The 12,422-nt window shown below is 68.4% G+C and carries 10 protein-coding genes, 1 tRNA gene and 1 other RNA gene; 5 read left to right on the forward strand and 7 right to left on the reverse strand.

From position 1 onward, the window contains the following. Positions 1-166: 166 nt before the first annotated feature. Positions 167-1,159: a hypothetical protein gene (locus tag Q9G87_RS17920; RefSeq protein ID WP_305917510.1), complete on the forward strand. Its 993-nt coding sequence runs from the start codon at positions 167-169 to the stop codon at positions 1,157-1,159. A gap of 122 nt (positions 1,160-1,281) precedes the next feature. Here Q9G87_RS17920 and Q9G87_RS17925 read toward each other — a convergent pair whose 3' ends face one another. The 5 genes from Q9G87_RS17925 to Q9G87_RS17945 form a co-directional block, all read right to left on the reverse strand. After that, positions 1,282-2,340 (reverse strand): aspartate-semialdehyde dehydrogenase, encoded by a 1,059-nt coding sequence (locus Q9G87_RS17925; protein ID WP_305917511.1) that lies wholly within the window; start codon positions 2,338-2,340, stop codon positions 1,282-1,284. Next, on the reverse strand, positions 2,337-3,620 hold the full coding sequence (locus Q9G87_RS17930) for an aspartate kinase (RefSeq protein WP_305917512.1): 1,284 nt from the start codon (positions 3,618-3,620) through the stop codon (positions 2,337-2,339). The genes Q9G87_RS17925 and Q9G87_RS17930 overlap by 4 nt, the downstream gene beginning before the upstream one ends. 87 nt (positions 3,621-3,707) lie before the next feature. After that, on the reverse strand, positions 3,708-4,238 hold the full coding sequence (locus Q9G87_RS17935; protein WP_305917513.1) for a DUF5063 domain-containing protein: 531 nt from the start codon (positions 4,236-4,238) through the stop codon (positions 3,708-3,710). After that, positions 4,231-4,830 carry a recombination mediator RecR gene (recR, locus tag Q9G87_RS17940; protein ID WP_305917514.1) on the reverse strand — a complete coding sequence of 200 codons (600 nt, stop codon included), beginning with the start codon at positions 4,828-4,830 and terminating at the stop codon, positions 4,231-4,233. Before recR ends, Q9G87_RS17935 begins: the two co-directional genes overlap by 8 nt. A gap of 2 nt (positions 4,831-4,832) precedes the next feature. Then, positions 4,833-5,183, reverse strand: coding sequence for a YbaB/EbfC family nucleoid-associated protein (locus Q9G87_RS17945; RefSeq protein WP_127937722.1), 351 nt, complete (start codon positions 5,181-5,183; stop codon positions 4,833-4,835). Between the two features lie 382 nt (positions 5,184-5,565). Here Q9G87_RS17945 and Q9G87_RS17950 point away from each other — a divergent pair, with 382 nt between their 5' ends. Continuing rightward, entirely contained in the window at positions 5,566-7,065 is a 1,500-nt protein-coding gene (locus Q9G87_RS17950; RefSeq protein ID WP_305917515.1) for a helix-turn-helix domain-containing protein, read from the forward strand. A 109-nt stretch (positions 7,066-7,174) separates the two neighbouring features. On the opposite strand, the gene Q9G87_RS17955 is transcribed toward Q9G87_RS17950, so the two are convergent. Next, a complete protein-coding gene (locus Q9G87_RS17955) occupies positions 7,175-9,691 on the reverse strand; it encodes a DNA polymerase III subunit gamma and tau (protein ID WP_305917516.1) in 2,517 nt (838 codons plus the stop codon). A 31-nt stretch (positions 9,692-9,722) separates the two neighbouring features. Beyond that, an RNA gene (ffs, locus tag Q9G87_RS17960) (signal recognition particle sRNA small type) lies at positions 9,723-9,818 on the reverse strand. Positions 9,819-9,923: 105 nt separating this feature from the next. Here ffs and Q9G87_RS17965 point away from each other — a divergent pair. The 3 genes from Q9G87_RS17965 (at position 9,924) to Q9G87_RS17975 (ending at position 12,339) form a co-directional block, all read left to right on the forward strand. Beyond that, positions 9,924-10,011, forward strand: a tRNA-Ser gene (locus tag Q9G87_RS17965). A 130-nt stretch (positions 10,012-10,141) separates the two neighbouring features. Then, positions 10,142-11,086, forward strand: coding sequence for a hypothetical protein (locus Q9G87_RS17970; RefSeq protein WP_305917517.1), 945 nt, complete (start codon positions 10,142-10,144; stop codon positions 11,084-11,086). 230 nt (positions 11,087-11,316) lie between these two features. Continuing rightward, positions 11,317-12,339, forward strand: a complete 1,023-nt coding sequence (locus Q9G87_RS17975) for a WD40 repeat domain-containing protein (RefSeq protein ID WP_305917518.1) — start codon at positions 11,317-11,319, stop codon at positions 12,337-12,339. The last annotated feature ends 83 nt before the right edge of the window (positions 12,340-12,422 follow it).

Genomic DNA, 12,422 nt, shown 5'->3' on the forward strand with positions numbered 1-12,422 from the left:
ATTTCGCAGGCTTCCTGCTCGTTGGTCATGAAGGCGCACGGTGATCACCGCCACAAGGCAAAGTTGCATCCGCGACAGGAGTTATCTCCTGTGAATGGTGGGATTGTCGATTGTGGCGGAAGGGCTATTTCCGCGAAAAGGCATCGACATGTGGATACGTGGAACAGTGCGCCTCACCGTAGTCGCGCTCCTCGGCATAGAAACCACCATAATCGCGCTCGCCTCGGCCGCCTCCGCGGCCACCCACCCCGATGGGGGCCCGGCGGTGAGCAGCCCGTACGAGGCCGAGCTTCGCAACGGGCCGCCGCAGTCCGAGCATCCGGCCGTGATGGCGGCGCTCTCGGACGCGCTCGGCCCGCAGACGGCCTCCAACTGGACGCTCCAGCGCCTCATGCTGGCCAAGGGACACGTTCAGGATCTCCATGAAGGGCCGCCGGCGTACGACGCCGGCCCGGCCTCGCCCGCGCAGGACATGAGAGGGCCTCAGGAGAGCCAGGAACGCCTTCCTGCGGCCCAGGAGGGCACTGAGGCGTACGCGCCCCAGGAGGAGACGCAGCCGCGCTCTCCGGCGATTACGGCGGCGCACACGAAGAAAGCCGCTCAGACGCGGGCGCAGAAGGACGAGCCCCGAAACCGGGCCGCAGGCAAGGGCCGCGCGGCGGCCAAGGCCCGGCAAGGTTCGGTGCGTAACGGTGTGCTGCGCATTCCGCTGGGCCGCAAGAACCTGCGCATCGACCTGAACCGCGTCATGCCCAGGCAGGCGGCCGTGCGCATGTCCCACACCACCGCCGCCGGCTGGCTGAAGAGCGCGGGACTGCGGACGACGTCCACCGGCAACTGCACGAGCAAGCACGGGCACAACTGCACGTCGCTCGACGAGGTGCGGACCGGCACGATCGTCCAGGCCATCGAGCTGAAGCAGCAGAGCGGCTGCCCCATCATGGTCACGGGCGGCACGGAGGCAGGCCACGCACCGGGCTACTTCAGCCACGGCAACGGCTACAAGCTGGACATCAGCCGCAACGCCTGCATCGACCGCTACATCACCGCGAACCATGAGAGGGTCGGCACCCGCAGCGACGGCGCCCCGCTCTACCGCTCCGCCTCGGGCACGACGTTCGCCAACGAGAGCGACCACTGGGACATCCTCTTCAAGTGACGGACGTCTTCATGTGACAAACAGCTGTGGTGACGCCTTTGGTGACGCCTGGTGGTACGGGCGCCGTCAAAAAGAACGTGGACGCCGCACGAAACGCACGGCGCCCACCACCACCTGGGGTTTTACAGCTCGGTCGCGACCAGCTCGGCGATCTCCGCCGCGTTGAGCGCCGCGCCCTTGCGCAGGTTGTCACCGCACACGAACAGGTCGAGCGTGTTGGGGAAGTCGATCGCCTGGCGAATCCGTCCCACATAGGTCGGATCGGTGCCCACCACGTCGAGAGGCGTGGGGTAAACACCGTTCGCCGGGTCGTCCATGAGGACCACCGTCGGCGCCGCCTCGAGAACCCGATGGGCGTCCGCGACCGTGATCTCGCGCTCGAAACGAGCGTGCACGGCCAGCGAGTGCGTCGTCACCACCGGCACGCGTACGCAGGTCGCGGAGACCTTCAGGTCGGGGATGCCGAGGATCTTGCGTGACTCGTTGCGGAGCTTGAGCTCCTCGGACGCCCAGCCGTCCTCCTTGAGCGAGCCGGCCCACGGCACCACGTTGAAGGCGATCGGCGCGGGGAACGGCGAGTCCGCAGGCAGCTTGTTGGCCAGCACCTTGCGGACGTCGCCGGCCGCCTGACCGACCGTGCGGTCGCCCGCCAGCGCCTCGACCTCGTCGTAGAGGCGGGCCGAGCCGGCCACGCCGGCGCCCGACACCGCCTGGTAGGACGCCACGACCAGCTCCGTGAGCGTGAACTCGGCGTGCAGCGCGCCCATGGCCGCCATCATCGACAGCGTCGTGCAGTTGGGCGTGGAGACGATGTTGCGTGGGCGGTTGCGCGCGTCGAGCGGGTTGACCTCGGGCACCACCAGCGGGACGTCCGGGTCCATCCGGAACGTGCCGGACTTGTCGATCGCGATCGCGCCACGCTCGGCCGCGATCGGCACCCACACGGCCGACACCTCGTCCGGCACGTCGAAGATGGCGATGTCGATGCCGTCGAACACCTCGGGCGCCAGCGCCTGCACGACGACGTCCTCGCCGCGCACCCGCAGCACCTTGCCCGCCGAGCGGGGCGAGGCGACGAGGCGGATCTCGCCCCAGATGTCCTCACGCGTCGAGACGATGTCCCGCATGACGGTGCCCACGGCACCGGTGGCGCCGATCAGAGCCAGATTAGGCCTAGTCATCGTCCAGTCCCTCCATACACCACGGCTTCGACCTGGTCGGCGTCGAGATCGAAGGCGCGGTGCGCGGCCGCCACGGCCGCGTCGATCGCGTCCTGCTCGACGATCACAGAGATGCGGATCTCCGAAGTGGAGATCATCTCGATGTTGACCCCCGCGTCGGCGAGGGCCGCGAAGAACGTCGCCGTGACGCCGGGGTGCGAGCGCATGCCCGCGCCGATCAGCGACACCTTCCCGATCTGGTCGTCGAAGAGCAGCGACTCGTAACCGATCTGGGTCTGGATCTTCTTCAGCGCCGCCAGGGCCGTCTGCGCGTCGGCCGTGGGCAGCGTGAAGGAGATGTCCGTGCGGCCGGTGGCCGCGGCCGAGACGTTCTGCACGATCATGTCGATGTTGATCTCGGCGTCGGCCAGCGTTTTGAAGATCGAGGCAGCCTCGCCGACCTTGTCGGGGACCCCGACAACAGTGATCTTGGCCTCGCTCCGGTCGTGTGCGACGCCGGAGATGATCGGCTGCTCCATCTCGGTTCCTTCGGTGTCTTCGGTGTATGGGTCGGAGACGACCCAGGTGCCTTCCTTGGTGCTGAACGAGCTGCGCACGTGAATCGGCAGGTCGAACCTGCGCGCGTACTCGACACAGCGGAGATGCAGGATCTTGGCGCCGCAGGCGGCCATCTCCATCATCTCGTCGTAGGAGATCCTGGGGATCTTGCGGGCCGGCGGCACGATGCGCGGGTCGGCGGTGAAGATGCCGTCCACGTCGGTGTAGATCTCGCACACGTCGGCCTCGAGGGCCGCCGCCAGCGCCACCGCCGTGGTGTCGGAGCCGCCGCGGCCCAGGGTGGTGATGTCCTTGGTGTCCTGCGAGACACCCTGGAAGCCGGCCACGATCGCGATGTGGCCCTGGTCGATCGCCTCCCGGATCCGGCTGGGCGTCACGTCGATGATGCGCGCCTTGCCGTGCGTGGAGTCGGTGATCACACCGGCCTGCGAGCCGGTGAACGAGCGGGCCTCATGGCCGAGGTTGGCGATCGCCATCGCCAGCAGGGCCATCGAGATGCGCTCGCCCGAGGTCAGCAGCATGTCGAGCTCGCGTGCGGGCGGCAGCGGCGACACCTGCTCGGCCAGGTCCAGTAGCTCGTCCGTCGTGTCGCCCATGGCGGAGACGATCACGACCACGTCGTTGCCGGCTTTTTTCGTCGCGACGATCCGCTGCGCGACCCGCTTGATGCAGGACGCGTCGGCGACGGACGAACCACCGTACTTTTGCACAACGAGCGCCACGAGAGTCTCCCGGTCTGGACTGTGAGCTGCCAGTCTACTGGGGCCCTCTCATGCGCCTGATGGCTCATACCACCATGTGGACGATCATCAGACCGTGGTGGCTTCCTCCGCCACGTCGAGGCGCGAGTGCGCGGCAAGCGCCTGCAGCGCGCGCATCGCGGCGCCCGCGTGGTTGCCCCAGGTGTTGAAGTAGGAGTATTGCCACCACCACAGCGCCTCGTGGGGACGGCCGGCATGATAGTGGCGCAGGCCGTGGATGAGGTCGGCGGCGACCGCGGTCAGATCGTCGGACAGCCGGTACGGCGTGACGCCGGTGTCCTTGTACGGGTCGAACACCTCGGCGTAGTCGTCGACGGGCCCGAGCCGCTCGGCCAGTGCGGTGCGCACGCCGTCGATGTCGGGATCATCGCTCATCGCCGGCTCGTAGTTGCCGGCGAGGATCACGTCCCTGTTCGCGCCGAGCTTGGCGCCGGCCAGGCTCACCTGCGCGACCTCCACCAGCAGCAACGACCAGATGGCGTCGCCGCCCTCGCCGCCGGCGACCCTGGTCAGGCCGTCCACGTAGTCCTGCGCGTGCACGGAGATCTCTTCCGCCAGCGCGCTCCACTGGTCAGACATCCAGCAGCCTCCGTCCTTCGAACGCACGGCCCAAGGTCACCTCGTCAGCGTATTCGAGGTCACCGCCAACAGGGAGACCGCTGGCCAATCGTGTCACTTTGATGCCCATCGGCTTGACCAGACGGGCGAGGTAGGTAGCCGTCGCCTCACCCTCGAGATTGGGGTCCGTGGCGAGGATGAGCTCGGTGACCCGGCCGTCGGCCAGGCGCGTCATGAGCTCGCGAATGCGCAGGTCGTCGGGGCCGATGCCGTCGATCGGGCTGATCGCGCCGCCGAGCACGTGGTAGGTGCCGCGGAACTCGCGGGTCTTCTCGACCGCCACGACGTCCTTCGGCTCCTCGACCACGCAGATCACATGCATGTCGCGGCGGGTGTCGCGGCAGATGCGGCACTCCTCCTCGGAGGCCACGTTCCCGCACACCCGGCAGAAGCGGACCTTCTCCTTGACCTCGAGCAACGCGTGGGCCAGCCGTTTGACGTCGGCCGGATCGGCCGCCAGCAAGTGGAACGCGATCCGCTGCGCGCTCTTGGGACCGACGCCGGGCAGCAGCCCCAGCTCGTCGATCAGATTCTGGACGACCCCCTCGTACATGCCTAAAACCCTGGCAACTGTCCGAGGCCGCCGCCACCCAGCCCCTGAGCGAGCGGGCCGAGTTTCTCCTGCTGCAGGTCGGCGGCCGCGCGTACGGCGTCGCGGACGGCCGCGATCACTAGGTCGGCGATCGTGTCGGCGGTGTCCTGCGGGTCGCCGGCGTCGATCACACTCGGGTCGATCTTGAGCTCGAGCAGCTCGCCAGAGCCGTTGACGACGGCCGTGACCAGGCCACCGCCTGATGAGCCCTCGATCTGCGCGTCGTTGAGCTCCTGCTGGGCGCTCACAAGCTGCTGCTGCATGAGCTGTGCCTGCTCCAGCAGCTGCTGCAGGTTGACATCCCCTGGGTTCACCGTCGTGCGCTCCTCGTGGCTCCGCGTTCTTGACTGCCACGAGCCTACGGTGTTTGGGCCGCGACATGCACCGGGGGCGTCCCCATGTTTCGTCACCGGCCGTCGTCCGGCACCGGCATTGATGCCTGATGCGCCACGTGAGACTGATGTTCCTTGTCCTGGTGTTGTGTTCTGGCCGGATCCCGGCCCCCCCTCCAGTGTCCGAGACCCGGCCATCACGCCGACGGAGCGGCCGCACCACGCCGACGCGTCGGGAAGCACGTTAGCCGGGGCAACGTTGCACACAGGTTGCGATCGTTCAACCACCCTCCGCAATCACTAGAACCAGTTGCAAAGATTGCCAGTAAGGCGGATGCTACTAATTGACTACCTGGAGTGACCAATGAGTTACGCCCATCTCGACGCGTATTCCCGCCTGCTGCGCGGAGCGTACGAAGCCGCGATGACCAAGCAGCGCTGGCCGGTGGCCCCCCGCCGCCCGATCGAGGCGTCCTGGCATCGCTCGCTCGCGGCAGGGATCGACCCGGGGATCACGAGCGCGCCTCTGGTCTACGACCTGGACTACATCGACGACGTTCGCCAGGCCCATCCCCTTCACCCCCTGCTGCCCCTCCTGTCTCGCACGCTCGCCGGCCTGGCCGACGAGATCGGCCACGTCATGATCGTCACTGACGCCCACGGCCGGGTGCTGTGGCGCGAGGGCGGCACCGCGGTCCTGCGCCGCGCCGACCAGATCGGCCTGTCCGACGGCCACCAGTGGGAGGAACGCAACGTCGGCACCAACGGCATCGGCACCGCCCTCGCGGTGGGCCGCCCGATGCACGTTTACTCGGAAGAGCACCTGATGCGGGCGCTGCACGTCTGGTCGTGCAGCGCCGCGCCGATCGTCGACCCGGACTCCGGCCGGGTCATCGGCTGCGTCGACATCAGCGGCACCGCCCGCACCCTGCACCCCTCCACCGTCGCCCTGGTCGGGACCGCGGCCAAGCTCGCCGAGAGCGAGCTCGCCCTGCGCATGCACGAGCGCGACGACCGGCTGCGCCGCCGCTACGAGTCACTGCGCGGCCGGCCCGGCATCCTGCTCTCCCCGACCGGCCGCGTCATCTCCGGCGACCCGGCGGGCCGGCTCGGCGAGCGGGTTCCCCTCCTGGACAGTCATCTCACGGACGATCCCGATCCGCCCAGCGATGGCATCCTCCTCCCCATCCGTCCCGGCGAGCACGTGCGCGTGTCCGGTCAGCGCATGATCCTGCGCGACGGCACGGTCGGGCTGCTGGAGTCGTTCTCCGACGGCTATCTGCTGCGCACCGTTCCCACCGCCACGCCGCCGGCGCTCGCCCTCTCGTTCCTCGGCGAACGACCGCCCTTCGTCACGTTGGGAGATCGTGAGCAACCGCTGTCGCTGCGGCACGCCGAAATCCTCGCCCTACTCGCGCTGCACCAGCACGGGCTGACGGCCGAACAGCTCTCGTTCCACGTCTACGGCGACTACGGCAATCCGGTGACGATCAGGGCCGAGATTCACCGGTTGCGCGCGCAACTGGGCAACGCGATCGCCGCGAAGCCTTACCGGCTGGCCTGTCCGATCGAGGCCGACTTCCTCGCCGTGCGCCGCCATCTCGCGGCCAAGGATCCGGCTGCGCTGGCGCGCACGTACTCGGGGCCGCTGTTGCCGCGTTCGGAGTCGCCGGAGATCCGGCGGGAGCGGGACGAGCTCGAGGCCCAGGTGCGGGCTTGCCTGCTGCGCTACGGCTCTCCCGAGCACTTGTGGGCGTACGCCCAGACCTCCAATGGCCGCAACGACTACGAGATCCTGGAACGCCTCGCGGCCCTTCCCTCCACCGACGCCCGCTCCGCCGCCGCGCGCGCCCGGCTTGCCTGATTTTCCCCCACACGCCTGCGCCTTGATCGCTTCCGGGTGCGAGGGCGCGGACCACAACGTCACGATGGCGCCCACCTCAGCGACCACGCCGGACCGGCGGGGCGCTTGGTCAGGTGTGGTCGATTTCGCCGATGACTCTGGCGCCGAGTTCGCGCTCCAGGAGCGCCATGCCCGTGACCGCATCCACGTCGGCGTCCGCGTCGTTCAGCGGGTCGACCTCGTCCGAGTCCGATCCCTTGGTGCGGCCGGGAACGGTCTCCGGCCAGGCCGCGGCACCAGTGCGGGACGACGAGGCCCGGGGACCGGCCTGGGCCGCCGCCTTCGCCGCCGATCGCGCGGCCGCCAGGCCCGCGCCCGGCGAGGATCCGGCGACGGGCACGGTCCTGGTGGGATCCGGAGTCGGGGGGATGCCAGGGCTGAGGTCGTCGGGGGCGTCGGGCCAGGACTCGTCTGTGGTCTGCCGCCCTGGAGAGGCCGCCGGAGGCTGGTCGGAGCCGCCCTGTTCGCCCTGTTCACCCTTGCCGCTTTGGCCGCCTTGTTCACTCTGGCCGCCCTGGCCGCCCTGGCTATCGCGAGAGGAGCCGTGTGACGCCGTGCGTCCCTGGGCGCCCGGCACACCCGGCGCACCGGACATGCCCTGGGGACCCGACTGGCTCTGGGGACCCGGCGCGCCCTGGGAGCCTGCGTGCGCGTGCTGAGGACCGGTCGCCGGCCCTGTGCCTGCGGAACCGCCCGGTCCAGGTCCGCCTGGCGACGCGGGAGCACCGTGGGACGGTGGCTGCGGCGGACGGCCTCGGGACGACTGCGGCGCAGGAGCGTTGCCGACGACGGCCTCGACGCGCCAGGTGCCGCCGAGCACGTCGCTGAGCGCGCTGGCCACCACGGCGTCCTTGCCGCCGCCCGTGAAGTTCTTCATCGCGCCGACCTGGCTGAAGCCGAGCGTGACCAGGTTGCCTTCCACGCCCACCACTTGGGCGTTGGTGCTCACATTGGCCCAGACCACGATGCTGCGCTGCTTGAGCGCGGCCAGCACGGAAGGCCACTGCTGCTGCATGCCCCCCAGACCAGTGCCACCCTGCCCGCTATCGGAAGACGGGGCGCCACCGGCAGGCACCCGCGGACCCCCGCCGGAAGCCTGCGAGCCACCGCCGGCCGTCTGCATGCCGCCACCAGCCACCGCGGGGGACGCCGGCCCTCCGCCACCCGCAGCCGGAGCACCGGGGCGGGCAGGCTCCGGCCAGTCGTTCGCACCCGCCGACGCGGCGGCCTGAGCCTGAGCCGGCTGAGCACCCGCAGGCGGCTGAGCACCCGCAGGCGATGGAGTGCCACTGGCAGACTCGCCTGCCGCAGCGCCGCCGACGGCACCAGTGTGCTGCTGCACCACCGGGACGCCATGGGCGCCGGCGGACGGCCCGGCCGCCGGAACGGCCGGCGTGGCCGCAGATGCTCGAGCGGCCATCTGGGCGACGGCGCCGCCTCGTTCCAAGCGTTCGAGGCGCGCGAGCAGGGCCTCCTCGCCGTGCGAGGCGCCGGGGAGCAGAACCCGGGAGCACATCAGCTCCAGCAGCAGCCGCGGCGACGTCGCGCCACGCATCTCGGTGAGGCCGGCGTTGAAGACCTCGGCCGCCCGCGTCAGCTCGGCGGGCCCCATCGAGGACGCCTGCTGGACGAGCCGCTCCAGCTCGTCGGCGGGCCGGTCGAGCAGGCCGCTGGAGGCCGCCTCGGGGACGTTGGCGAGAATCACCAGGTCGCGGAAGCGCTCGAGCAGGTCGGAGGCGAAGCGGCGGGGGTCGTGGCCACCCTCGATCACCCGGTTGACCGTGTGGAACACCTGGCCGCCGTCGTGGGCGGCGAACGCGTTGACGACCTCGTCGAGCAGGTCGCCGTCGGTGTAGCCGAGCAGGGAGACGGCCTTGGCGTAGGTGATGCCGTCCTCTTCCGCCCCGGCCAGCAGCTGGTCCAGGATCGACAGCGAGTCGCGCGCGGAGCCGGCGCCCGCGCGCACGACGAGGGGCAGCGCGGTCGGCTCGAAGGGCACGTTTTCGGCGGTGAGGATCTCCTCCAGCAGCCCGCGGAGGGTCGCGGGCGGCATCAGCCTGAACGGGTAGTGATGCGTACGCGACTTGATCGTGCCGATGACCTTTTCCGGCTCGGTCGTCGCGAAGATGAACTTCAGGTGCGGCGGGGGCTCCTCGACGAGCTTGAGCAGCGCGTTGAACCCCTCGCGGGTCACCATGTGCGCCTCGTCGATGATGTAGATCTTGTAGCGCGCGGAGACGGGGGCGAAGAACGCCCGCTCACGCAGGTCACGCGCGTCGTCCACACCACCGTGCGAAGCGGCGTCGATCTCGATGACATCGAGATGGCCGGGCCCCGTCGGGGCGAGCGCGACACACGACTCGCAGACGCCACAGGGATCGGGCGTCGGGCCCTGCTCGCAGTTGAGAGAACGCGCCAGGATGCGCGCACTGGAGGTCTTGCCACACCCCCGGGGGCCGCTGAACAAGTAGGCGTGGTTGATCCGGCCCGTACGCAGCGCCTGCCGGAGCGGGTCCGTGACGTGCTCCTGACCCTTGACCTCGGCGAAGGTCCCGGGTCGGTACTTGCGGTAAAGCGCAAGGCTCATGCGACCATCCCGCCTGCGAGGGGGCTCCCAACGAAGAGACCCCCCGCACACCCGCCAGAGCCCGCTTATCCTTGCTGCCTTCCGGCCCTGGGGAGGTTCACAGGATGACGCCGCGCGAGGGGTCCCTGGACAGTCTAGCCGGACACGGCAGTGCTCGCTCCACGCTCCCGCCACCCGATGAACGCGAAAAACGTGGTCTGCGCACGCCCGGAAGTCCGGTAAGCTCGACGGCGGAGGATTCGCCTAGTGGCCGAGGGCGCACGCTTGGAAAGCGTGTAAAGGGCAACCTTTCGGGGGTTCAAATCCCCCATCCTCCGCCAGTTCAGAAGGGGTGCGCCGGGATCGCGGCGCACCCCTTCTGGCGTTCCAGTCTCAGTTTTGGTCCCAGTTGGCGTCAGCGCGTCGCCTCGCTTCGGTGAACGGTGGCGGGGCGGACAACGTCATAGCAGTGTGAAGCCCATCCATTGGATCAGCGTCGTCGCGGCGGCTGTCCTGCTGCTCGTCGCGGTCGTCCTGGCTCCGGGCACGGTCGGTGAGCCTGCGCCGCCGATGCCGGCTTCGTGTCCCCAGCGATGGGACAGCGACGAGATCGGCCACTGGGTGCCGGATGCGGCCGACCTCGACGGGGTTGAGGACTCGCTCGTGCCCGGTACGCCCATAAGTGCGTTGATCTGTGCCTATCCCGGGCAGAACTCGGATCCGGGCAGGGAGCCGCTCGCCGGATCACGGACCTTGACTGATCAGGCCAGGTCGATGGCCTACGACCTGGGCTACCTTCCGGTCACCACCGATCGCGTCGGAAAGGCGTGCACGTTGATGGGCGGGGCGATGACGAACTATCTCATCCGGTTCGCCTACCGCGATGGCCAGGCGCTGTGGGTGGGCAGCGCCGAAGAGATCAACTCCTGCGTCACGACCACCAACGGCACGGTCGTCAGCAACTCGTACGTTGGGCGCAGCATCACCGCTGCCTACCGCACCGGGACCTGGCAACGCCCCCAGCCGAAGAACCCTTGCGACCCTGCAACTGGACGGCGAGGCCAGAACGACCAGATGGTGCCCGATGGCGCGATCAAGGTGCTGATCTGCAGGAATGAACAGAGCGGGAGCTCCACACCGCGCCCGTCTCACGGGGCGGAGCATGGGGAGCAGCAGGCGCGTGTGCTGGCTGCGGAGCTGAACTCACTGGACGCCGAATCGGGCGGGAACACGTGCAGAGAAGTCGGTGGTGGACGACGGGAGAGGTTCATACTGCACTTCGGTTACGAGGAGGGACCGCCGGCCTCGGTGCGGATCACTCCCCATTGCCGACCCTCGGTGAACAACGGGCTGCTTGTGGGGGATCTGGACGATGCGCTTCTTGACCGGATAGGTCGGCTGGCGCCGCCCGCCTGAAGCCTGCCTGCCCTGGCAAGGCACGCCGAGCACATTGCCCAACCAGCACCATCGTGGCGAGCGGAAGGGCGATGGAAACCAGGGCCGGCGTTTGACTCGCCGAGCGTGGGACCAACCCAGATGATCTCACGTGCCGAACGCTTCGGCCTACTGCGAAACGGACGTTATCCGGCACGGCAGACGGCACACTCCATCTACTCTATGGTGATCATGGTCAATGGGAGGTCGCCGTGGACAGGTTCGGCCGACGAAGCTTTGTGTCCGTATCCCTCTTGATGATCGCGGTGGTTTCGCAACCGGTCTACACCGCCGTGGCCTATCGAGAGCCTCCTATTGCGCATTTAGAGGTATCAACGAGAATCACGAAGCTGCCTGCCCCGCCTCTCCCGAAAAAGCTCTCGGAGCCGATCCGGTATGCCAACTTCCCCTGTGATGACTTCGCGAAGCCGTGTGGCATGTGGCATGTGGTCACCACCTCCGGGAAGCGGTGGACAGTCCCCGACGCGCTGACGGATGAGGAGATGGGCGATGTCGCCGTGTCACCGGATGGCGTCTTGCTCGCTTACCTGCACGCCAAGAGCGAACGCCTCATGATCCGCGACCTGGAGCGAGGGACGGTCCGTGTCGTTCCCACCCCGAAGGGCTGGGAAGGATGGGAGATGTCCTTCGGTTTCTCCCGCAACAGCCGGTGGTTGGCAGTCGATTCGATAGAGCACCCCAAGTCGCGCGCCATCCGCTATGACGTGAAAACCGCCAAGGTTCTCACCCTCCCGCGGGCGTGTTGTGTCATCGGCATCGCCGATGACGGCACCACCTTCGTGGGCGTTCACAAGGACTCCGCCAAAGTGACGGAGGCGAGCGCCGTGCGTCCGGGGAGGACGTCGAAGGTCCGATTTCCCATTCACCCTTACCTGATGCTGGCGAAGACCCACGTCTCTCCCGACGGCCGCCTAGTGGCATTCGTCGGCCAAGGGCTTGGGGTGCCATCCCGAAGCGTCGGCACCTTGGACGCGAAGACCGGCCAGATCGTTAGCCGCGTCACGCCCGACATTGACGGTCTATGGAAGATCGAAAGCTTCGTCTACTGGTACGACGCCGACAGGGTGCTCATTCACATCGAGACACAGCCGTATGAACGTCGGCTCTACCTGGTCAACGTCCGTACCGGCCAATCGGAGCGAGTGCGGTTGGCGGAGGAGGCGTTCGACCTCCATTCCGTGATCGTGAGCGCACAGGTCGAGGTCGCCAAGTGAGGTTCTAACTGTGCAGCGACACAAAGTCGATCAACCCTGGCAGGCCGTCCCGTCCCAGCGACATTAAGGGCTGTCACCGGCTG

This window comes from Nonomuraea turcica (assembly GCF_030718205.1).
GTDB lineage: Bacteria > Actinomycetota > Actinomycetes > Streptosporangiales > Streptosporangiaceae > Nonomuraea.

Coding starts and splice junctions, on each gene's coding strand:
- Q9G87_RS17925 (WP_305917511.1), bottom strand. CDS start 2,340: ATGACTAGGCCTAATCTGGCTCTGATCGGCGCCACCGGTGCCGTGGGC.
- Q9G87_RS17935 (WP_305917513.1), bottom strand. CDS start 4,238: ATGTCTGACCAGTGGAGCGCGCTGGCGGAAGAGATCTCCGTGCACGCG.
- recR (WP_305917514.1), bottom strand. CDS start 4,830: ATGTACGAGGGGGTCGTCCAGAATCTGATCGACGAGCTGGGGCTGCTG.
- Q9G87_RS17950 (WP_305917515.1), top strand. CDS start 5,566: ATGAGTTACGCCCATCTCGACGCGTATTCCCGCCTGCTGCGCGGAGCG.
- Q9G87_RS17955 (WP_305917516.1), bottom strand. CDS start 9,691: ATGAGCCTTGCGCTTTACCGCAAGTACCGACCCGGGACCTTCGCCGAG.